This window comes from Geodermatophilus arenarius, from assembly GCF_042654585.1.
GTDB classification, from domain to species: domain Bacteria; phylum Actinomycetota; class Actinomycetes; order Mycobacteriales; family Geodermatophilaceae; genus Geodermatophilus; species Geodermatophilus arenarius.
Genome location: NZ_JBHSGR010000019.1, coordinates 70,132 through 90,244 on the forward strand (window position 1 = coordinate 70,132; position 20,113 = coordinate 90,244).

Here is a 20,113-nt window from a genome sequence, read left to right on the forward strand (position 1 = left end):
CAGTGAGAGAACGGCAGCGTCAAGCCGCGCCCCGCCGCGACACGGGGTCGGCCAGGCCGGCGGCCAGCCGGACGGTGAGCCCCGCGGGGCCGGGCACCAGGTCCACCGAGTCCCACAGCTTGCGGGCCAGCCACAGGCCCATGCCGCCGGCGGCGAGGTCGTCGCCGTGCGCCGGCACGAAGCCCGCGAGCGGGTCGGCGAAGCCGGTGCCGGAGTCGGTGATCGTGACCACCAGCGTGTCGCGGTCGGCCCACACGCGGGCCGAGATCGGCCGCCGGCCGTGCCGGAAGGCGTTGGCCGCCACCTCGCTCACGCCCAGGTGCAGGTCGGCGCGCTGGTCCTCGTCGGGGACGACCTCGCCGAACACCCGCCGCAGCTCTCCGCGCAGGCCGGCCAGTGCCGGCGCCCCGTCGACGGCGTACACGGGCTCCCCGGCCTCGACCGGGTCGCGGCGGAGCGCGAGCTCGCGCAGGAACTCCGCCGGCTGCCGGAACTCCGAGCTGCTCACCCGGACCCCGCCCATGACCAGCTCCGGATGGGTGCGGCGGGCACCGGCCACGACCTCGTCGGGCAGCCACCGCCGGTCGTAGAGGCACAGCGCCGTCAGCGGTGCCGTGGCGAGCAGGGCGTTGGCGGCCGACTCGTAGCGCTCGCCCTCGCGCCGGCTGCGGGCCGTGGTACCGAACTGCACCTCACCGAGGACGCGCAGCCGGCCCGAGCCGGTGGCGCGCGCCCGGTCCAGCAGCCGGCGGGTCACCACCATCGCGTCGGGTGTGCGGACACCGAGCAGGCAGATCCGCGCGTCCTCCTCCACCGCGCCGGCGCGCTCCCCGAGCGCGTCGCGGACCAGCGCGGCCGTCCGGGGGGACGCGGCGACGACGGGGAGGTCACCGTGGCGCAGCCCCTCCTCGAGGAAGGACGCGGCGACGGCGGTGGTCTCGTCGTCGGAGCGGACGAGGGCGGCGGTGTGCGAGTGGCGGACCACGGGCGCGGGCGACGGCGCGTCGTCCAGCTCCGCCTGCGTGGCGGAGACTCCCGTCCCAGGTTCCACTGGCCCCTCGACCGCCTCCGGTCCGGAACTGCTCCGGCCCATCTCCCCTGATTGTGGGACACGGTGCGGGGGGTCCGCTCGCGGGGTGCCCGGTACGCCCCCGTACGGGTGGGCCGGCGCCACTACGGCGCGGCCACCGGGACGGCGGGCACCCCGGCGAGGACGAGCACGCGGGCCGGCGCGGAGCCCTCCGCGGTGCGCACCTCGGGGACCGCGCGGCGCTGCTCGGCCAGCCGGAGCAGCTCGAGCACCAGCCCGACGCCGGCGCTGGCCAGGTAGGGCACCTGCCGCAGGTCCAGCACCACCCGTGTCCCGCCCGCGACGTCGCCGAGCGCCCGCAGCGCCTCGGCGCGCAGGGCCGGGGTGGCGGCCAGGTCGACGTCGCCGGCGAACTCCAGCCGCACGCCGCCGGGCCCCCGGTCCACGGTCAGGCGGGCCGGGCCCGCGTCGGTGCGGGCGGCGGCGCGCCGGGTCACCGGCTCGTCCCGCCCGGGGCCGGCCGGGACGAAGCGGAAGCGCACCGTGGTGCCCGCGCCCTCCGTGCCGCTCGCGTCGACCGAGCGGCCCACCTCGACGTCGTCGGCCAGCGCCGAGATCAGCTCCAGCCCCCGGCCGCGGTACCCCCGGTCGGCCGGCGCCGGGCGCCACACGCCCTCGTCCCGCACGCAGACGTCGACGCTGCCGTCGGCGGTCCGCTCGAGCCGGTACTCGCAGCGGCCCTCGCCGGCGGTGGTGGCGTAGGCGTGCTCGACGGCGTTGGCCAGCGCCTCGCCGAGAGCCAGCTGCAGGTCGTCGAGGGAGTCCCCGCCCATCCCGGCTGCCCGGGCCCAGGCGGTGACGGTGCGCCGCACCCCGCGCAGCCGGGACGGGTCGGCCGGCAGCACCTCGTGCAGCGGCGGGGGGACCAGCCGGGCCGCGATGACCGCGACGTCGTCGGGGAGGGCGTCGGCGTCGAGCACCTCCGCCAGCAGCGCGCGGGTCAGCCGGCAGGGCTCGACGTCGGACAGCCGGGCCGCGGCGTCGGCGACCCGGCGCAGGCCGGTGTCCAACGGCTCCCGGCGGCGCTCCACCAGGCCGTCGGTGTAGAGCAGCAGCGTCGTCCCGGGGGTGACCGGGGCGCTGCCCTCGGTGTAGGGCCGCCGGCCCGGGGCGCCGAGGACCGCGCCCGCGCCCTCCTCGAGGAAGGTCGCCGCGCCGTCGGCCACCAGCAGCGGCGGCGGGTGGCCGGCGCGGGCCCACCGCACGGTGCCGGCGGCCCAGTCGAGCACCAGGCAGGCCGCCGTCGAGGCCAGGGCGCCGGGCAGCCGCGCGGCGAACCGGTCCAGCAGCTCCAGCGCCTCGGCCGGGGAGCTGCCCTGCAGCAGCGCCGTGGACAGCGCGCTGCGCAGCTGCCCCATGACGGCGGCCGCCGCCGGGCCCTGCCCCACGACGTCGCCGACGGCGATCGCCACCCGGCCCCGGCCCAGCTCGACGACGTCGTACCAGTCGCCGCCGGCCGAGGTGCCTGCGGCGCCGGGCAGGTACTCCGCGGCCAGCGCCAGCCGCTCCAGCCGGGGCACCGCGGCGGGCAGCAGGCTGAGCTGGATCGTGGAGGAGATGTCCTGCTGGGCGCGGTAGAGCCGGGCCCGCTCCAGCGCCGAGGCGCACTGCTCGGCGACGGCCAGGAGCATGCCGCGCTCGACGGCCGGGAACCGCTGGGCGGCCGGCGCGCCCACGCCGACGACGCCGACGACGCGGCCGGCGACCAGCAGCGGCAGCGCGACCACCGCGCCGGGACCGCCGGGCGGGGGCGCGGTGTCCGGCGAGGCGGCGGTGTCCTCGATCCACACCGCCCGCCGCTCCGCGGCCGCCCGGGTGACCGCCAGCGACGCGCTGAGCGGGACCTCCGACCACTGCTGCGCGTCCTGGTCCGCGGCGTTGCTCCACAGCAGGCGCAGCGCCCGGCGGGCGTCGTCGACCTCGTAGACGCCCACGGAGCTGCCCCGGCCGGTCAGGACCTCGACGTGCCGGGCCGCCGCCTCGGCGACCTCCACCGGCGTGGTGGCGGCCGACAGCTCGGCGGTGACGCGCTGCAGCAGCCCCAGCCGGCGGGCGGTGGCCCGCTCGTCGGCCAGCAGCAGCGCGTTGTCCAGGGCCAGCGCGGACCGGGTGGCGATCTCCTCGGCCAGCGCGCGGTCGTCGTCGTGGAACGGCGGGGCGTCGTCGCGGCGGCCCATCGCCAGCACCGCGCGCACCCGGCCGCGGACGGTGAGCGGCACGACCAGCGCCGAGCGGAGGTCCAGCCGGACGCCGCCGTCCCCCACCCCGGACAGGCGCGGCCGCAGCACCGGCTCCCCGGTCTCGAGCACCTCGCGGCCCAGGCCGCCGTGCGGCTCCAGCCCGGCGAGCTCCACGCGGACGTCGCCGTCGACGCCGGCGCGCCCGGCGTAGCGCAACCGCCCGTCCTCGCCGACCACGCGGACGGTGCAGACGTCGGCCAGGCGCCGGTCGACCAGCAGCCGCGCGAGGCCCGCCAGCTGCCGCTCGGCCTCGGTCTCGCGGTCCAGCGCCGTGCCGACCTCGGCGAGCAGGGTCTGCCGCTCGGTCTCCCGGTACCGGGCGTTGATGTCGGTGCAGCTGCCGACCCAGCCGCCGGCGGTGCCGCCGATCGGCACGGCGCGCTCGAGCAGCCAGTGGTAGGCGCCGTCGGCGCGGCGGAGCCGGAACTCGACCTCCCAGCCCTCCCCGGCGGCGACCGCGGCGGCCACGGTGCCGGCGTACCGCTGCGCGTCCTGCGGGTGCAGCCCGGACCGCCAGCCCTCGCCGAGCTCCTCCTCGACCGCGCGGCCGGTGAACGCCGTCCACCCGGCGTTGAGGAACTGCCGCCGGCCGTCGTCGCCGGCGACCCAGATCAGCGCCGGCGCGAGGTCGGCCATCGTGGTGAACCGCTCCTCCGCCTCCCGGCGGGCGCGGCCGAGCTGCAGGTGGGCGTCGACGCGGGCGAGCAGCTCCTGCGCGGAGAACGGCTTGACCAGGTAGTCGTCGGCGCCGGCGGCCAGGCCCTCGACGGCGGCCTCCTGGCCGGCGCGGGCGGAGAGCAGGACCACCGGCACGCGGGAGGTGCGGGCGTCGGCGCGCAGCGCGGCCAGCAGCTGCATGCCGTCCAGCCGCGGCATCATCACGTCGCTGACGACGAGGTCCGGCGGGTCGGCCAGGGCCGCCTCCAGCGCCGCCTGCCCGTCGCCGACCGCGCGGACCTCGTGCAGCGGCGCGAGCAGCCGCACGACGTAGTCGCGCATGTCGGCGTTGTCGTCGGCGACCAGGACCCGCCCGGCGCGGCCGCCCTGCGCGCCGGGTGCCGCCGCGGGGGCGTCGTCGGACTCCCCCGGCAGCCAGCGCAGCGCCTCGGCGACGAACGGGGTGGCGCCGGGCGAGATCGCCGGCGCCTCGGCCGCCGCGGGGGCGAGGCGGTCGGCGGGCAGGTGCGCGGTGCCCAGCGGCACGCGGACGGTGAAGACGGTGCCGACGTCGGGCGCGCTCTCCACCTCGATCGACCCGCCGTGCAGGCCGACCAGCTCGCGGACCATCGCCAGCCCGATGCCGCTGCCCTCCCCGGACCGGCTGCGCGCCCCGGAGACGCGGGAGAACCGCTCGAACAGCCGCGGCAGCTCCGCGGCGGGGATGCCGGTGCCGGTGTCGGCGACGGTGAGGACGGCGGTGCCGTCGTCCTCCCGCAGCCGCACGGTGATGCCGCCCGCGAAGGTGAACTTCAGCGCGTTGGAGAGCAGGTTGAGGACGACCTTCTCCCACATGTCCCGGTCCACGTGCACCGGCTGGGACAGCGGCGGGGTGTCGACGGTGAGCCGCAGGCCGGCCCGGTCGACGGCGGAGCGGAAGACGCTGGCCAGCTCCGCGGTGGTCGCGGCGAGGTCGACCGGCTCGAACCGGGCGTCGATGCGGCCGGCCTGGATGCGGGAGAAGTCGAGCAGGGTGTTGACCAGCTTCTGCAGCCGCAGCGCGTTGCGCTCCACGACCTCGAGCTCCTCGGCGACCCGCGGGTCGGCCGTGAGCACCGGGGAGGACCGCAGCTCGGCGACCGGGCCCATGATCAGCGTCAGCGGCGTGCGGAACTCGTGGCTGACGTTGCTGAAGAAGTCGGTCTTGGCGCGGTCCAGCTCGGCGAGGGCCTCCGCGCGCCGCCGCTCGGCCGCGTGGCTGCCCGCGTTGGCCAGGCCCGAGGCGATCTGGCCGGCGACCAGCTCGAGGAAGCCGGTGTAGGCCCCGTCGAGGACGCGGTGCGGGTTGAGGCCGACGACCAGGAAGCCGGCGACGCCGGCGGCGTCGGGCAGCGGGGAGGAGATCGGCACGGCCAGCGCCTGCACCGGCGGGCGGTCCCAGGCGCCGGTCGGCAGGCCGGGGAGGCGGTCCAGGCCGTCGACGACGACCTGCTCGCCCGCGCGCAGCCGGGACAGCGGCCACACCGCGTCGTCGGCGAGCGTCCCCGGCGCCGCGGCCGAGCCCGGCGTCAGCCCGGTGGCGGTGCCCAGGCGGGCGGTGCCGTCCTCGTCGACCAGGTAGGTGGCGGAGAAGGGCAGGTCGGCGTCGTTGCGGGCGAGCTGCTCCCCGACGGCGGCCAGCACGTCGGCCTCGGTGCGCGTGACGGCCACCGCCGTCGCGAGGTCGCGCAGGCTGGCCATCCGCCGCTCGGCCAGCACCCGGTCGGTGTTCTCGGTGACGACGCAGAGCATCCCGGCCGTGCGGCCGTCGTCGTCGGCGACCGGGCTGTAGGAGAAGGTGTGGTAGGTCTCCTCGCGGTAGCCGCTGCGCTCGAGGAACAGCAGCAGGTCCTCGTCCCAGGTGGCGATCCCGGTCTCGAGGACCGACCCGATCCGGGGGCCGATGTCGTCCCAGATCTCCGCCCACACCTCGGACGCCGGGCGGCCCAGCGCCCACGGGTGCTTCCCCTGCAGGGTGTCCCGCTGGTAGGCGTCGTTGTAGAGGAACGAGAGCTCGGGACCCCAGGCGGCCCACATGGAGAACCGCGACGTGAGGACGATCCGCACGAGGTTGCGCAGCGACGACGGCCACCGCTCGGGCGGTCCGAACGGCGTGCCGGACCAGTCGCGAGCGGCCATCTCCCGGCCCACCTCGCCACCACCGGAGAAGAGCGAGGCGAGCGCGTCCTCGGTCACCGCGCCACCACGGAGGGCAGCCTAGGCGCTGCTCCCGGGACCCGCCGCGCCCCGCCCGGCCAGGGTGTCGAGGGCGGCGCGGTCCAGCCCCGTCGCGGCGGCGGCCTCGGCCGGGTCGACGGCGCCGCAGTCCAGGCCGCGCAGCACCACGCCGGCCAGCGCGCGGGCGGTGGCCGGCTCGTCGAGGACCCCGCCGTCGACCCGCTCGACGTAGGCCGTCAGCCGCGCGGCCGCGGCCGGCAGGGCGCCGCGGAAGAAGGCGTAGGTGGCCGCGTACCGGGTGACCAGTTGCGCGGGGTGCAGGTCCCAGCCCTGGTGGAGGCCGCGCTCCAGCGCCCGGCGGACCAGCCCGGCGTGCACCCGCCAGCCGGCGTGGACCTGCTCGCGGGAGCCGACGGGGAGGACGTTGGTGGAGCCGTCGACCGCCCGGGCGCCGGTCCCGGCGACGGCGACCTGCATGAGCTGCTTGGCGAGGTCGAGCGCCGGGTGGTCGGAGGACTGGTGCGCCGCCGCGATGCCCAGCGCCGCGCTGTAGTCGTAGGTGCCGTGGTGCAGGCCGGTCAGCCGCGGGCCGGCGGCGTGCACCATCCGCGCGAGGGTCACCGCGCCGTCGGCGCCGAGCACCGCCTGCGGGGTCTCCACCTGCAGCTCGAGGTCCAGGGCGACGCCGTGCGCGGCCTCCAGCGCGTCGAGGACGGGCAGGAAGGCCCGCACCTGCTCGACGTCGGTCACCTTCGGGAGGGTGACGGTGGCCCGCGGAGCGCTGACGGCGGAGAGGAACAGGTCGAGGGAGCGGACGCCGCGGCGGCGGGTGGGTCCCTCCAGCGACTTGGCCCGGATGCCCACCGACGGCGGCGCCGTCCCGGCGTCGAGGTCGCCGGCCACGGCCTCGGCCGCGCGCAGGACGTCGCCGTCCTCGGCGTCGGGCCGGCCGCGGTAACCGTCCTCGGCGTCGACCCGCAGGTCCTCGACCGGCTCGGCGGCGAGCTTGGCGCGCACCCGGGGCAGCACCTGCTCGAGCAGCGCGGCGTCGTAACCGAGGTCGGGCAGGCCGTGCTCGTCGAGCGCGGCCAGCGCCGCGGCGCCCCAGGCGGCGGCCAGGCCCGGGACGACGGCGTCGGCGGGCACGTAGCAGGTGTGCACCGGCTGCCGCCCCGGCCGCTCGCCGGGGTACGCGGCCGTGCGGGCGGCGTCGACGGGTGCCAGGCGGCGGTCCAGCTCGGCGTAGACGTCCTCGCCCAGGGTCACGGCGCAGCTCGGATCGGTTCGGCCCCCGTGCAGGGGCCCGTCGCGAGCTCGCGAGTGTCGGGGGGCACGGGGGTCTTCAATCGATGAGCTCGTAGGCGGGGAGGGTGAGGAAGTCGGGGAACTCGTCGGCCAGCGCGACCTGCTCGAACAGCCGCCGCGCGTCGTCGAGGCGCGGCAGCTCGCCGATCCCCTCGACCTCCTCGGCGACGACGCGGCGCACCAGCTCCCCGGTCACCGTCTCGCCGGTGTCGAGCTCCACCCCGGCGTGCACCCACTGCCACACCTGGGAGCGGCTGATCTCGGCGGTGGCGGCGTCCTCCATGAGCCCGTGGATGCCGACGGCGCCGTTGCCGCCCAGCCACGCGGCCAGGTAGCGGATCGCCACCTCGACGTCGGCCCGCAGCCCGGCCATCGTGCGCCCGCCGGGGACGCCGGCGACGTCGAGCAGCTGCGCCGCGGTCACCGACACCTCGGGGCGCTGCCGGTCGAGCTGGTTCGGGCGGTCGCCCAGGACGGCGTCGAAGGCCTCGCGGCAGACCGGCACCAGGTCGGGGTGGGCCACCCAGGACCCGTCGAAGCCGTCGCCGGCCTCGCGGGTCTTGTCCTCGCGGACCTTCGCCAGCGCCCGCTCGTTGGCCTCGGCGTCGCGCCGCGAGGGGATGGCCGCGGCCATGCCGCCGATGGCCACGGCGCCGCGGCGGTGGCAGACGGCGACGAGCTGGTCGGTGTAGGCGCGCATCATCGGCGCGGTCATGGTGACGGCGCCCCGGTCGGGCAGCACGAAGTCCGGACCGGCCTCCCGGAAGACCTTGATGACGCTGAACAGGTAGTCCCAGCGCCCGGCGTTGAGGCCGGTGGCGTGGCTGCCCAGCGCGTGCAGCATCTCCTCCATCTCGAAGGCCGCCGGGATGGTCTCGATCAGCATCGTGGCGCGGATCGAGCCCTCGGGGATCCCGAGCACCTGCTCGGCGTGGTCGAACACGAGCCTCCACAGCCCGGCCTCGAGCCGGCCCTCCATCTTCGGGAGGTAGAAGTACGGCCCGCTGCCGCGGGACAGCTGCTCGGCGGCGTTGTGGAACAGGTACAGCCCGGCGTCGACCAGCGCGCCGACGGCGGGCTGCCCGTCGACGAGCAGGTGCCGCTCGGGCAGGTGCCAGCCGCGCGGGCGGGGCACGATCGTCGGCAGGTCGCCGTCCTCGCGCAGCCGGTACTCCCGGCCCTCGGGCGTGGTGAACGCCAGCTGCCGGCGGACGGCATCGCGGAGCACCAGCTGGCCGCCGACGACGTTGCGCCAGTGCGGGGTGTTGGCGTCCTCGAGGTCGGCCAGCCACACGTTCGCGCCGCAGTTGAGCGCGTTGACCGCCATCTTCGGCTCGGTCGGGCCGGTGATCTCCACGCGGCGGTCGACCAGGCCGGGCGGCGGCGGGGGCACCCGCCAGTCGCCGTCGCGGATCTCCGCCGTCTCCGGACGGAAGTCCAGCCAGCGGGCGGCGGCGATCTCGGCGCGGCGGGTGGCGCGGGCGGCGAGCAGCGCGTCGCGCTGCGGGCCGAACCGGCGCTGCAGGTCCGCGACGAACTCCAGCGCCTCGGGTGTCAGCACCTCCCCGGACCGCTCGACGTCGGGGCCCTCCACGCGCACTCCGCTGGTGTCGAGGCTCACCGCTGGTCCCCTCTGCCGGCCGGGATGGGCTGCCATCCTGTCACCGTGTCCCGCCTCGACGAGTTCAACAGCGAGCCCGCCGACGCCGCCGTCGAGCAGCTGCGCTGCTGCAACGCCGCGCCGCGCTTCGCCGCCGAGCTGGTCACCGGCCGCCCGTTCCCCGACGCCGACACCCTCGTCCGCCGGGCCGGGGAGGTGGCCCGGTCGCTGCCGTGGGACGAGGTGCAGCTGGCGCTGGCCGCGCACCCGCGCATCGGCGACCGGGTGGAGGGCTCCTCGGCCGAGGCGGCGGCCTCCCGCCGCGAGCAGGGCTCGATGGGCGGGGCCGACGACGACACCCGCGCCGCGATCGTCGAGGGCAACCGGGCCTACGAGGAGCGGTTCGGGCACGTCTACCTGATCCGCGCGGCCGGGCGCTCGCCGGAGGAGATGCTCGGCGAACTGCGCCGCCGGCTCGGCAACGACGCCGACGCCGAGCGCGCCGAGGTGGTCGAGCAGCTCGCCCAGATCACCGAGCTGCGGGTGCGGGAGCTCGTGTCGTGAGCGTCTCCACCCACGTGCTCGACGCCGTCGCCGGGCGGCCGGCCGCCGGCGTCGCCGTCCGGCTGTTCGCGGGCGACGACCTGCTCGCCGAGGGCACCACGGACGCCGACGGCCGCTGCCGGCTCACCGAGGACGCCACCGTCGCCGGCCCGCACCGGCTGGTGTTCGCCACCGGCCCCTGGTTCGCCGGGCGCGGGGTGGACGCCTTCTGGCCGGAGGTGACGCTGACCTTCGCCGTCACCGCGCCCGCCGAGCACCACCACGTGCCGCTGCTGCTCTCGCCGTTCGCCTACTCCACCTACCGGGGCAGCTGAGGCGCGCCGGTTCCACGTGCAACACCGGCGCAGTGCAACACCGGCGCAGTGCAACACCGGCGCAGTGCAACACCGGCGCAACGGGTGTGCGGCAGGCTGCGCGCATGGCGATCGTGCTCGGACCCAACCAGTACGGGAAGGCGGAGGTCCGCGTCGTCGCGGTCGACCGCAGCTCCCCCCGGCACGAGCTCGTCGACCTCAACGTGAGCACCAGCCTGCGCGGGGACTTCACCGCCGCGCACACGCGGGGCGACAACGCGCACGTGCTGACCACCGACACGCAGAAGAACACCGTCTTTGCCTTCGCCCGCGACGGCGTCGGCTCCCCGGAGGCGTTCGGGCTGCGGCTGGCCCGCCACCTGGCCGGGTCCTACGACTGGATCACCGGCGCCCGCGTGGCCGTGGAGTCCTACGGCTGGGAGCGGATCGCCGTCGGCGGGCAGCCGCACGACCACGCCTTCCGCCGGCCCGGCGGCGAGGTCCGGACGGCGGTGGTCACCGTGGACGGCGACGACGTGCACGTGCTGGCCGGCCTGTCCGACCTCGTCGTCCTCAAGACCACCGGCTCGGAGTTCTGGGGCTTCCCCCGCGACCGGTACACGACGCTGGCCGAGACCCGTGACCGCGTCCTCGCCACCGCGGTCACCGCGCGCTGGCGGTACACCCCGGCCGACGGCGCACTCGACGGCAGGGACTGGTCGGGCCTGTACGCCGGCGTCCGGACGGTGCTGCTCGAGGCGTTCGCCGCCACGCACTCCCTCGCGCTGCAGCAGACGCTGTACCGGATGGGCGAGGCGGTGCTCGAGTCCTCCCCCGACGTCGCCGAGGTGCGGCTGTCGATGCCCAACAGGCACCACTTCCTGCAGGACCTCTCGGCGTACGGCCTGGACAACACCCCCGGCTCGGACCACCCCGTCGTCTACCACGCCGACGACCGCCCCTACGGGCTCATCGAGGGCACCGTGCTCCGCGACGACGTCCCGCCGGCCGAGGTCGCGTGGCTGGGCACGCCGGGCTTCTGCTGAGGTGGGGGCCGTGAGCGACGAGCGCGAGGTCCTGACCTACGAGCTGTTCGGCACCGCGGCGCGGGAGCTGGCGCAGCAGGTCGCCGACGACGGCTTCGAGCCCGACCTGGTCCTGTCGATCGCCCGCGGCGGGCTGTTCCTCGGCGGGGCGCTGGGCTACGCGCTCGACGTCAAGAACCTGTTCGTGATGAACGTGGAGTTCTACACCGGCGTCGACGAGCGGCTGGACCTGCCGGTGGTGCTCCCGCCGACGCTGGACGCCGTCGACCTGACCGGCGCGAACGTGCTGGTCGCCGACGACGTGGCGGACACGGGCAAGACGCTGGAGCTGGTCCGCGACTTCTGCGCGGGCTACGTCTCCGACGTGCGGACGGCGGTCGTCTACGAGAAGCCGCGCTCGGTGGTCAGCTGCGACTACGTGTGGAAGCGCACCGACCGGTGGATCGACTTCCCGTGGTCGTCGCTGCCGCCGGTGCGCACCCGCAGCACCCGCCCGCCGCACTGACGGCCGTCGAGCCCGGACCGCTCACGCCGGAGAACGTGCGGGCGGTGTGCGAGCTCCTGGTCCTGGCGCTCTGACGAGCCCGGCGGTCAGCGCCGGGTGGAGACGGTGACGGTGAACCGGCGGTCGTGCGCGGCCGCCCGGGTCGGGCCGACCAGCCGCCGCAGCGCCGCCCGGTGCGGCAGCCGGTTGTTGTAGACCGCCCACAGCTCCCCGCCCGGCCGCAGCACCCGCGCCGCGGCGGCGAACAGGCGGTCGGCGGCGGCGGTGACGACGGCGGCGCCGAGGTGGAACGGCGGGTTGCAGACGACGAGGTCCACGCTCGCGTCGGGCACGGTCGCGGCGGCGTCGTCGCGCAGGACCCGCACCCGCTCCAGCCCGGCGCGGGCGAGCGTGGCCCGCGCGGAGGCGACCGCGGCGGCCGACTGGTCGGTGGCGGTCACCTCCAGGTCCGGCCGGGAGCGGGCGAGGACGGCGGCCAGCACGCCGGTGCCGCAGCCGAGGTCCAGGGCGGTGCGCGCGTCCGGGGCGGCGGCGTCGAGCGCGGCGACGAGCAGCCGGGTGCCCTCGTCGACCCGGGCCCCGGCGAACGCGGCGCCGTGCGCGCAGACGTCGAGGTCCAGGGCGTCGTCGTGCCGGCAGCGGGGGAAGGACGGCGCGACGCCGGGTCGCGGCCCGCGGGCGACCAGCACCCGCGACTTCTGCCGGGCGAGGGTGGCCGAGACCTCGGCGAACCCGGTGCGCAGCACGTCGTTCATGCCGAGCGTCATGTGCTTGACCCGCCCGCCGACCAGCACGGTGACGTCCGGGGCGGCCGCCGCCGCGGCCAGCTCGGTCAGCTCCCGCAGCGCGTCGAAGGCCTTGGGCGCGCGGGCCAGCACGAGCGTCGCGCCGTCGAACAGGGCGGCGTCCAGGCTCCCCGGGCGGTGCGTGCCGCTCAGGCCGGTGCGCTCGGCGTTGAGGGCCAGGGCCCGCTCGCCGACCAGCAGGTCCTGGGCCACCCGGACGTCGCGCGCTCCGGCCGCGACCGCGCCGAGGGTGAGCGCGCCGTACGCGTCGTCGACGACGACCACCCGCTGCCCGGTCAGGTCCCCGGCGGTGTCGAGCAGCAGCCGGTCGGTGGCGTCGACGGCGACCAGGTCCGGCGCCTCGACGTCGGGCTCCCGCCGCAGCTGCGCGAGCACCTCGTCGGGGGTCACGTGGCGGCGACGAAGGAGGCGACGACGCGGCCCAGCTCCGGGCCGACGTCCTCCTGGAGGAAGTGCCCGCCGCCGCGCAGGGTCGTGTGCGGCACGCCCCGGGCGCCGGGCACCAGCCGCTGGAAGACGCGGTCGCCGCCGCCGGTGATCGGGTCGGAGTCGGAGAAGGCGGTGAGCAGCGGTTTCTCCCAGCGGGTGAGGACCTCCCACGCGGCCCGGTTGGCGGCCGCGGCGGGGTCGTCGGGCGCCGTCGGCACGAGGCTCGGGAAGACGCGGGCGCCGGCCTTGGACGCCTCGTCGGGGAACGGCGCGTCGTAGGCGGCGACCACCTCGGGCGGCAGGTCGGTGACCGTGCCGTTGGCGACGACCCGGCCGACGTCGAACGCCCGCGCGGTGGCGGCGAACCGCTGCCAGGCGAGGAAGGCCTCGCTCATCGGGGCGTCGCCGGTGGGCAGGCCGGTGTTGGCGACGACGACCCGCGCGAACCGGTCGGGGTGCTCCGCCACCAGGCGCAGGCCGACCAGCCCGCCCCAGTCCTGGCCGACCAGCGTGACGCCGGCCAGGCCGAGACCCTCGAACAGCGTCTGCCGCATCCACTCGACGTGCGCCGCGTAACTGTAGGCGGCCGGGTCGGTGGGCTTGTCGGAGCGGCCGAAGCCGACCAGGTCGGGGGCGACGACGCGCAGGCCGGCGGCCGTGAGCACCGGGATGACGTGCCGCCAGAGGAAGGACCAGGACGGCTCGCCGTGCAGCAGGACGACGACCTCGCCGGAGGCCGGGCCGACGTCGACCACCGCGACCCGCAGCGGCGTGCCGTCCCCGCCGTCGACGGTGACGTACGTGGGCGGGTACGGGAAGTCCGGCAGCGCGGCGAACCGCTCCTCCGGCGTGCGGACGACGTCCACGTGACCCTCCGGGGCTCAGACGCCGGGGAGGCCGACCGGGCAGCTCACGCCGGTCGAGTGCACCGGGCAGTACCCGTTCGGCACCTTGTGCAGGTACTGCTGGTGGTGGTCCTCCGCGTAGAAGAAGTCGCCGAGCGGGGCGATCTCGGTGGTGATGTCGCCGTAGCCGGCCTCGTGCAGCCGGGCCTGGAACCGGTCGCGGCTGGCGCGGGCGGCGGCCTCCTGCTCCGGCGTCGCGACGTAGACCGCCGAGCGGTACTGCGTGCCGACGTCGTTGCCCTGCCGCATGCCCTGGGTGGGGTCGTGGTCCTCCCAGAACACCGTGAGCAGCTGCTCGTAGCTGACGACGGCGAGGTCGAACACGACGAGCACGACCTCGGTGTGGCCGGTCCGCGCGGAGCAGACCTCCTCGTAGGTCGGGTTGGGCGTGTAGCCGCCCGCGTAGCCCGCGGCCGTGGACCAGACGCCCGGCACCTGCCAGAAGACCTTCTCGACGCCCCAGAAGCAGCCCGCGCCGAAGACGGCGGTCCGCATCCCCCCGGGGAACGGCGGCCGGATGCGGTTGCCGTTCACCGCGTGGGTCTCCGGGACGTGCGGCAGCGGGTCGGGACGACCCGGCAGCGCGTCCTCCGGCGACACCGGCTGGGTCTTGTACCGGGAGAACGACATGATCCGAGCCTAGGACCGCCGCACCACCCGGCGGCGCGACCGCGTCCCGACGGCGGCAGGATCAGCCGCGGACCCGGATCGACGACGCAGGGAGCGACCGTGCCGATCACCGCCCGCGAGTGGCACCTGGCCGCCCGTCCCCACGGCGAGCCCACCCCCGACGACTTCCGGCTGGTCGAGGTCGAGCACCCGGACCCGGCCGAGGGCCAGGTGGTGGTGCGGATGGTCGCCATGTCGGTGGACCCGTACATGCGCGGGCGGATGCGGCTGGGCCCCTCGTACGCGGCGCCGTGGGAGGTCGGCGAGGTGATGAAGGGCGGCGCCGTCGGCCGCGTCGTCGAGTCCCGCTCCCCCGACGTGCCCGAGGGCGCGCTGGTGCTCACCGACGCCGCCTGGCGCGACGTCGCCGTCCTCGACGCCCGCGCGGTCCGGCAGCTGCCGGCCACCGAGGACCTGCCCCTGACCTACTCCCTCGGCGTCCTCGGGATGCCGGGGCTGACCGCCTGGGCCGGGCTGTTCCGGGTGGCCGCCTTCCGGGAGGGCGACGCCGTGTTCGTCTCCGGCGCGGCCGGGGCGGTGGGCAGCGCGGTCGGGCAGTTCGCGAGGCTGCGCGGCGCCTCGGCGGTGGTCGGCAGCGCGGGCAGCCCGGACAAGGTGGCGTGGCTGCGCGAGATCGGCTTCACCGCCGCCTTCGACTACCACGACGGGCGGGTGAAGGACCTGCTCGCGCAGGCCGCGCCCGACGGCGTCGACGTCTACTTCGACAACGTCGGCGGCGAGCACCTCGACGCCGCGCTGGGTGCGCTGCACGTGCACGGCCGGGTGGCGATCTGCGGCGCCATCTCGGGCTACAACGCCACCGAGTCGGTGCCCGGGCCGAAGAACTTCAGCTCGCTGATGATCGCCAAGCGGCTCGCGGTCACCGGGCTGCTCGTCGGCGACCACACCGACCTGCACGGCGAGTTCACCGAGACGGTGTCCGGCTGGATCCGGTCGGGACAGCTCGCCGTCCGCGAGACCGTCTACGAGGGCCTGGAGAACGCCGTGCCCGCCTTCCTCGACCTGCTCAAGGGGGCCAACACCGGGAAGATGGTCGTCCGGCTGGCGCCCGACCCGGATTGAGGCGGGACGGCACCGGGAAGGGGCCGGACATGTGGCTGCTCCTCACCCGCCGGCTGCGGGTCTGGTTCATCGTGACCGTCCTCGTCCCGCTGGGCACCGGGCTGCTCCGGCGTGCCGGGCTCGCCCTCGAGCGGCGGACCGGGCCGACCCAGCTCAGCCGCGGGCTGCTGCGGGCCGGCGACCTCGGCGACCGGGCGCGGGCGCGGCTGCGCGGCGGTGGCCGACGGCGCCGGTGACCACCGCGGAGCGGGTCCCGGCACTCGACCACCTGCCGGCGACCGCGCCCACCCGCGCGGTCGCCGTCTTCGCGCACGGGGGCACGGTGGCCAGCATCGAGCCGCCGCGGGAGCGCGCGCTGTCCCTGGTGCGGATGCGGGCGATCCAGGAGGCGGTGTCCCGCGCCGCGGCCGGGCGGGGCGTGGAGACCTACCTGGTCCGCTACCGCGTGGCGGGCTGGAACGGAGCCGCCGCCGACGCGCACGCCGACGTCCGCTGGGCGCTGGACCGCGTGCGTGAGCGGCACGGCGACGTCCCGGTGGTGCTGGTGGGGCACTCGATGGGCGGCCGGGCGGTGCTGCGCGCCGGCGACGACCCGTCGGTGACCGCGGTCTGCGGGCTCGCGCCGTGGACGCCGCCGGGGGAGCCGGTCGGCCACCTGCGCGGCCGCACCGTCGTCCTCGCCCACGGCCGCGGCGACCGCTGGGTGCCGGCGCGGCTGTCGGCGGACTTCGCCGTGCGCGCGCACCGGGCCGGCGCGCGGGTCGCGCGGTTCACCCTGCCCGGGGGGCACGGCATGGTGCGCCGGGTCGGCCGGTGGCACGCGCTGGTCCGCGACGTCGTCCTGGCCGGGGCCGGTCTGGCCCCGTGGCGCGCCGACCTGGAGGACGCGCTGGGCGCCCCGGACGGGGAGGGGCTCGCCGTCCCGCTGTGAGACCCGCGGCGGCACCGGGTAGGGGCCGCCGGTGGAGGAAGTGCTGGCCGACGTCGTCGGCGTCATGGTCGCCGTCGTCGAGGCGTGCGGGGCCGTGGTCATCGTCGTCGGCGCGCTGTGGGCCTTCGCCCGCTTCCTGTGGGTGGGGCTGCGCCGCAGCGGGTCGTCGGCCTTCGTGCCGGTCCGTCTCACCCTGGGCCGGTTCCTCGCCCTGGGCCTGGAGTTCCAGCTGGCCAGCGACGTGCTGCGGACGGCGGTCGCGCCGAGCTTCCGCGAGCTCGGGCAGCTGGCGGCGGTCGCGGCGATCCGCACGGCGCTGAACTGGTTCCTGTCGAAGGAGATCGCCGAGGAGCGGCGGCAGGTGGCCGAGGAGACCGGTGCGCCGGCGCCCGACCCGGCGTCGGCGGAGCACCGCGGGCGCGGGGTGTGACCTCGCTCGGCCCCGTTCCCGGGCTGCTGGCCCTCGGCGTCAGCGGGCTCGCCCTGGTCGCGGGGGTGGTGGCGCTCGCGAGCACCCGGCGCCCGCGCCTCGCCCTCGCGGTGTTCCTGGACCTCCTGCTCGCGGCGGGGCTGCTGCGCCTGGCCACCGAGCCGACGTGGTCGTCGGTGGGCACCGCGGCCGCCGTCGTCGCGCTGCGCCGGGTGATCGGCGCGGGCCTGCGGGCGGGCGGCCGGGCCCTGTCCCCGCCCCCGTCCCGCACGACCCCGGACAGGACCCGATGACCCATCCCCTCGGCGCCGGGCTGTGCCGCGTGCACCGCCCACCACACCGGCGAGGACGCCGGCGCCGTCCCGGTGCTGGCCCGGCGGTTCCCGGAGCTGCAGCCGGTGCTCGGCGAGATGGCCGAGGACCACGTGGAGATCTCCGGCGTCCTCGCCCGCGTCGAGGAGCTGGCCGGCGAGCTGGCCGCGACCGGCTCCCCGGATCGGCGGCCGGCCTCTTGGGGGACCGGCCGCCGTCTCCTCAGGAGAACAGCGCGCTGTAGCCGTTGAGCGCGGGCTGGCCGCCGAGGTGGGCGTAGAGCACGGTCGACGACGGGTCGATCTCGCGGCGGCCGACCAGGTCGAGCAGCGCGGCCATCGACTTCCCCTCGTACACGGGGTCGGTGACCATGCCCTCGGTGCGAGCGGCGGTCTCCATGGCGCGGATCGTCGCCGCGTCGGGGATGCCGTAGACGCCGCCGTGGTAGCGCTCGTCGAGCTCGACGTCGTCGAGGGTCAGCTCGCGCTGCACGCCGATCGCCCGCGCCGTCCGCTGGGCGATGCGCAGCACCTGGTCACGGGTCTCGGCGGGCTTGGCGGAGGCGTCGACGCCGAGCACCCGCCGCGGCCGGCCGCCCTGCTCCTCGAGCAGCGCGAACCCGGCGACCATCCCGGCCTGCGTGGACCCGGTGACCGAGCAGACGACGACGGTGTCGAAGAAGACGCCGAGCTCGGCCTCCTGCTGCGCCACCTCCAGCGCCCAGTTGGCGAACCCGTGCCCGCCGAGCGGGTGGTCGCTGGCGCCGGCCGGGATGGCGTAGGGCCTGCCGCCGCGCGCCTCGATCTCGGCGAGCGCGGCCTCCCAGCTCTCCTTGAACCCGATGCCGAACCCGGCCCTGACCAGCCGCACGTCCGCCCCGGCGAGCCGGCTGACCAGGATGTTGCCGACCTTGTCGTACACGGCGTCGGGCCAGTCGACCCAGCTCTCCTGCACCAGCACGCACGACAGCCCGACGTGCGCGGCGACGGCGGCCACCTGCCGGGTGTGGTTGCTCTGCACGCCGCCGATCGAGACGAGGGTGTCGCAGCCTCGGGCGAGCGCGTCGGCGACGAGGTACTCGAGCTTGCGGGTCTTGTTGCCGCCGTAGGCGATGCCGGAGTTGCAGTCCTCCCGCTTGGCCCAGACCCCGGCGCCGCCGAGGTGTGCGGTGAGCCGGTCCAGCCGGTGCACCGGCGAGGGGCCGAACAGCAGCGGGGTGCGGGGGAAGTCAGCGAGGGTCGTCATGGGGGTCCTCCAGTTCGGACAGCAGGGCCGTCCAGATCTCGGTGGTGGTGGCGACGGCGGCGTCGACGTCGGCGGCCTCGCAGGCGGCGATCAGGCGCTCGTGCAGGGCGACGGACCCGCGGCCGTGCGCCGCGGCGAACCGGGCCCGCTCCAGGCGGCGGACGGCGGGGGTGAGCCGCTCGACGGTCGCGGTCAGCGCGGTGTTGCCGGCCCGGTCGAGCAGCACGCCGTGCAGCTCGTCGTCGGCGGCCAGCGCCGCGTCGAGGTCCCCGGCGTCCACGGCCGCGGCGAAGCGCTCGTTGGCCGCGCGCATCGCGGCGACGTCGTCGCCGGTCACCCGGCTGGCCGCCTCCCGGGCGGCCAGCTCGTGCATCGCCCGGACGACGACGGCGGCGTCGTGCACCTGCCGCGGCCGCAGCGGGGTGACCCGCGTGTGGCTCTGCGGCTTGGCCTCGACCAGCCCCTCGTCGACGAGCTTGGCCAGCGCGGCACGCACCGGCGCCACCGACAGGCCGAGGCGGGTGGCCAGCTCGGTGTCCTTGACGACGACGCCGGGCGCGAGGTCGCCGCTGACGATCGCGGACCGGATGCGGGCCAGCGCCTGGTCGCGCAGCAGCACCCGTCCGACGGGCACGAGCGGAGCGGTCACAACTGACATCTCAGATGTCAGAGATCGTGGCGTCAACCCCCGGGCGCCTTCCGCGCGCGGAAGGCGGGAAACCGGCGCCCGGTGGCAGGCGCGGGCCTCGTCGGGGCGGGGGCCGGACCGCACGATCCCGGACATGGACTGGAACACCGAACCCGCCGACGCGGCTGCGCACTTCGCCCGCCGGCTGACCGTGGAGACCGACGTGTCCGACGTCCACGCCGCGCTGCGCTCGGGTGAGCCGGGCTTCGTGCTGCTGGACAGCCGCAGCGGGGAGGCGTGGGACCAGGGGCACGTGCCCGGCGCCGTCCACCTGCCCGGCCGCGAGGTCGCCGCCCGCGCGGAGGCCGAGCTGGACCGGTCCGTCCCGGTGGTCACCTACTGCTGGGGCCCGGGCTGCAACGGGGCCACCCGCGCGGCGCTGGCGCTGGCGCTGCTCGGCTACCGGGTGCGGGAGATGATCGGCGGCTTCGAGTACTGGGCGCGGGAGGGGCTGCCGGTCGAGACCGCGGACGGCCTCACCCGCCCGGACGTCGACCCGCTGACCGCGCCGGTCAGCTGCGGGTGCTGAGGTCGGGGACGTCGTCGTCGGCCAGGCGGGCCCACAGCAGCTCGTCGTGCTTGACGCCGTCGCCGTAGCGGAACGAGCGGCGCAGCCGGCCCTCGAAGGTGAACCCGGCCTTCTCCGCCACCCGGCCCGACGCCGGGTTCTCCACCGCGTGCACCAGCTCGACCCGGTCGACCGGCAGCGCGGCGAAGCCCCAGCGCAGCGCGGCGTCGACGGCGCGGGGGGCCACCCCGCGGCCGCGTGCGGCCGGCACCGTCCAGTAGCCCACCTCGGCGTCGCCCTGGTCGAGGTCGATCGAGTGCAGGTTGACCGAGCCGAGCAGCTCGCCGCCGGCGGCGTCGACGACGGCCCAGGCGGCGATCCGCCCGCTGCTCCAGTCGGCGCGGCGGGCCACCCAGATCCGCGCGTCCTCGAGCGTTGCCACCCGGCCCGGGTTGCTCCACACGGTCGTGGCCGGGTCGGTGAGCGCGGCGTGGACGGTCCCGGCGTCGCCGGCCCGCCACGGGCGCAGGCGCAGCGGGCCGGCGGGCACCTCGACGGGGGCGGGGACGACGTCGGTCACGCCCCCGATC

The 20,113-nt window shown here is 76.8% G+C and carries 21 protein-coding genes; 11 read left to right on the forward strand and 10 right to left on the reverse strand.

All coding sequences use genetic code 11. The features are described from left to right. Positions 1 to 19: 19 nt before the first annotated feature. The 4 genes from ACFO3M_RS16815 to aceB form a co-directional block, all read right to left on the reverse strand. Positions 20 to 985, reverse strand: a complete 966-nt coding sequence (locus ACFO3M_RS16815; RefSeq protein ID WP_387991244.1) for an anti-sigma factor RsbA family regulatory protein — start codon at positions 983 to 985, stop codon at positions 20 to 22. A 188-nt stretch (positions 986 to 1,173) separates the two neighbouring features. Continuing rightward, positions 1,174 to 6,222 (reverse strand): SpoIIE family protein phosphatase, encoded by a 5,049-nt coding sequence (locus ACFO3M_RS16820; RefSeq protein ID WP_387991247.1) that lies wholly within the window; start codon positions 6,220 to 6,222, stop codon positions 1,174 to 1,176. 21 nt (positions 6,223 to 6,243) lie between these two features. After that, complete coding sequence (locus ACFO3M_RS16825) at positions 6,244 to 7,470, reverse strand: DUF6986 family protein (RefSeq protein WP_387991250.1); 1,227 nt, start codon at positions 7,468 to 7,470, stop codon at positions 6,244 to 6,246. A 76-nt stretch (positions 7,471 to 7,546) separates the two neighbouring features. Next, positions 7,547 to 9,130, reverse strand: a complete 1,584-nt coding sequence (aceB, locus tag ACFO3M_RS16830) for a malate synthase A (RefSeq protein ID WP_387991253.1) — start codon at positions 9,128 to 9,130, stop codon at positions 7,547 to 7,549. Between the two features lie 45 nt (positions 9,131 to 9,175). Here aceB and uraD point away from each other — a divergent pair, with 45 nt between their 5' ends. From uraD to ACFO3M_RS16850, 4 genes are all read left to right on the forward strand, one after another. Further along, positions 9,176 to 9,673 carry a 2-oxo-4-hydroxy-4-carboxy-5-ureidoimidazoline decarboxylase gene (gene uraD / locus ACFO3M_RS16835; protein WP_387991255.1) on the forward strand — a complete coding sequence of 166 codons (498 nt, stop codon included), beginning with the start codon at positions 9,176 to 9,178 and terminating at the stop codon, positions 9,671 to 9,673. Continuing rightward, positions 9,670 to 9,987 (forward strand): hydroxyisourate hydrolase, encoded by a 318-nt coding sequence (gene uraH, locus ACFO3M_RS16840; protein ID WP_387991258.1) that lies wholly within the window; start codon positions 9,670 to 9,672, stop codon positions 9,985 to 9,987. The genes uraD and uraH overlap by 4 nt, the downstream gene beginning before the upstream one ends. Before the next feature lie 104 nt (positions 9,988 to 10,091). Next, positions 10,092 to 11,012 (forward strand): factor-independent urate hydroxylase, encoded by a 921-nt coding sequence (gene pucL, locus ACFO3M_RS16845; RefSeq protein ID WP_387991261.1) that lies wholly within the window; start codon positions 10,092 to 10,094, stop codon positions 11,010 to 11,012. A 10-nt stretch (positions 11,013 to 11,022) separates the two neighbouring features. Continuing rightward, positions 11,023 to 11,517: a phosphoribosyltransferase gene (locus ACFO3M_RS16850; RefSeq protein WP_387991264.1), complete on the forward strand. Its 495-nt coding sequence runs from the start codon at positions 11,023 to 11,025 to the stop codon at positions 11,515 to 11,517. A gap of 86 nt (positions 11,518 to 11,603) precedes the next feature. Here the strand turns inward: ACFO3M_RS16850 and ACFO3M_RS16855 are convergent, their stop codons facing one another. From ACFO3M_RS16855 to msrA, 3 genes are read right to left on the reverse strand one after another with little or no spacing between them, the layout of a single operon-like run. After that, positions 11,604 to 12,713: a class I SAM-dependent methyltransferase gene (locus ACFO3M_RS16855; protein ID WP_387991267.1), complete on the reverse strand. Its 1,110-nt coding sequence runs from the start codon at positions 12,711 to 12,713 to the stop codon at positions 11,604 to 11,606. After that, positions 12,710 to 13,618: a haloalkane dehalogenase gene (locus tag ACFO3M_RS16860; RefSeq protein ID WP_387991270.1), complete on the reverse strand. Its 909-nt coding sequence runs from the start codon at positions 13,616 to 13,618 to the stop codon at positions 12,710 to 12,712. Before ACFO3M_RS16860 ends, ACFO3M_RS16855 begins: the two co-directional genes overlap by 4 nt. 15 nt (positions 13,619 to 13,633) lie before the next feature. Then, entirely contained in the window at positions 13,634 to 14,287 is a 654-nt protein-coding gene (msrA, locus tag ACFO3M_RS16865) for a peptide-methionine (S)-S-oxide reductase MsrA (protein ID WP_387991273.1), read from the reverse strand. A 99-nt stretch (positions 14,288 to 14,386) separates the two neighbouring features. Here msrA and ACFO3M_RS16870 point away from each other — a divergent pair, with 99 nt between their 5' ends. The 6 genes from ACFO3M_RS16870 (at position 14,387) to ACFO3M_RS16895 (ending at position 17,333) form a co-directional block, all read left to right on the forward strand. Next, complete coding sequence (locus ACFO3M_RS16870; RefSeq protein WP_387991276.1) at positions 14,387 to 15,409, forward strand: NADP-dependent oxidoreductase; 1,023 nt, start codon at positions 14,387 to 14,389, stop codon at positions 15,407 to 15,409. Between the two features lie 29 nt (positions 15,410 to 15,438). Beyond that, on the forward strand, positions 15,439 to 15,645 hold the full coding sequence (locus tag ACFO3M_RS16875) for a hypothetical protein (protein WP_387991279.1): 207 nt from the start codon (positions 15,439 to 15,441) through the stop codon (positions 15,643 to 15,645). Beyond that, the gene (locus ACFO3M_RS16880; protein ID WP_387991281.1) at positions 15,642 to 16,340 is read left to right on the forward strand and encodes a serine aminopeptidase domain-containing protein; all 699 of its coding nucleotides are present in this window, start codon (positions 15,642 to 15,644) and stop codon (positions 16,338 to 16,340) included. Before ACFO3M_RS16875 ends, ACFO3M_RS16880 begins: the two co-directional genes overlap by 4 nt. A 31-nt stretch (positions 16,341 to 16,371) precedes the next feature. Further along, complete coding sequence (locus ACFO3M_RS16885) at positions 16,372 to 16,770, forward strand: DUF1622 domain-containing protein (protein ID WP_387991284.1); 399 nt, start codon at positions 16,372 to 16,374, stop codon at positions 16,768 to 16,770. Next, positions 16,767 to 17,063, forward strand: a complete 297-nt coding sequence (locus ACFO3M_RS16890; RefSeq protein ID WP_387991287.1) for a DUF1622 domain-containing protein — start codon at positions 16,767 to 16,769, stop codon at positions 17,061 to 17,063. The genes ACFO3M_RS16885 and ACFO3M_RS16890 overlap by 4 nt, the downstream gene beginning before the upstream one ends. Before the next feature lie 72 nt (positions 17,064 to 17,135). Continuing rightward, complete coding sequence (locus ACFO3M_RS16895; RefSeq protein WP_387991290.1) at positions 17,136 to 17,333, forward strand: hypothetical protein; 198 nt, start codon at positions 17,136 to 17,138, stop codon at positions 17,331 to 17,333. Here the strand turns inward: ACFO3M_RS16895 and ACFO3M_RS16900 are convergent. Together ACFO3M_RS16900 and ACFO3M_RS16905 are read right to left on the reverse strand one after the other, a co-directional pair. Further along, positions 17,305 to 18,327, reverse strand: a complete 1,023-nt coding sequence (locus ACFO3M_RS16900; protein ID WP_387991292.1) for a 1-aminocyclopropane-1-carboxylate deaminase — start codon at positions 18,325 to 18,327, stop codon at positions 17,305 to 17,307. The two genes, ACFO3M_RS16895 and ACFO3M_RS16900, sit on opposite strands and share 29 nt — an antisense overlap. Next, positions 18,311 to 18,976, reverse strand: a complete 666-nt coding sequence (locus ACFO3M_RS16905; protein ID WP_387991295.1) for a GntR family transcriptional regulator — start codon at positions 18,974 to 18,976, stop codon at positions 18,311 to 18,313. The genes ACFO3M_RS16900 and ACFO3M_RS16905 overlap by 17 nt, the downstream gene beginning before the upstream one ends. 133 nt (positions 18,977 to 19,109) lie before the next feature. On the opposite strand from ACFO3M_RS16905, the gene ACFO3M_RS16910 reads away from it, so the two are divergent. Continuing rightward, positions 19,110 to 19,544, forward strand: a complete 435-nt coding sequence (locus ACFO3M_RS16910) for a rhodanese-like domain-containing protein (RefSeq protein WP_387991298.1) — start codon at positions 19,110 to 19,112, stop codon at positions 19,542 to 19,544. On the opposite strand, the gene ACFO3M_RS16915 is transcribed toward ACFO3M_RS16910, so the two are convergent. Beyond that, positions 19,528 to 20,103 carry a GNAT family N-acetyltransferase gene (locus ACFO3M_RS16915; RefSeq protein ID WP_387991301.1) on the reverse strand — a complete coding sequence of 192 codons (576 nt, stop codon included), beginning with the start codon at positions 20,101 to 20,103 and terminating at the stop codon, positions 19,528 to 19,530. The two genes, ACFO3M_RS16910 and ACFO3M_RS16915, sit on opposite strands and share 17 nt — an antisense overlap. Between the last annotated feature and the right edge of the window lie 10 nt (positions 20,104 to 20,113).

What these genes read in the sequence shown, in the direction of transcription:
- ACFO3M_RS16875 (WP_387991279.1), top strand. Translation starts at nt 15,439, where the DNA reads ATGTGGCTGCTCCTCACCCGCCGGCTGCGGGTCTGGTTCATCGTGACC.
- msrA (WP_387991273.1), bottom strand. Translation starts at nt 14,287, where the DNA reads ATGTCGTTCTCCCGGTACAAGACCCAGCCGGTGTCGCCGGAGGACGCG.
- ACFO3M_RS16900 (WP_387991292.1), bottom strand. Translation starts at nt 18,327, where the DNA reads ATGACGACCCTCGCTGACTTCCCCCGCACCCCGCTGCTGTTCGGCCCC.
- pucL (WP_387991261.1), top strand. Translation starts at nt 10,092, where the DNA reads ATGGCGATCGTGCTCGGACCCAACCAGTACGGGAAGGCGGAGGTCCGC.
- ACFO3M_RS16910 (WP_387991298.1), top strand. Translation starts at nt 19,110, where the DNA reads ATGGACTGGAACACCGAACCCGCCGACGCGGCTGCGCACTTCGCCCGC.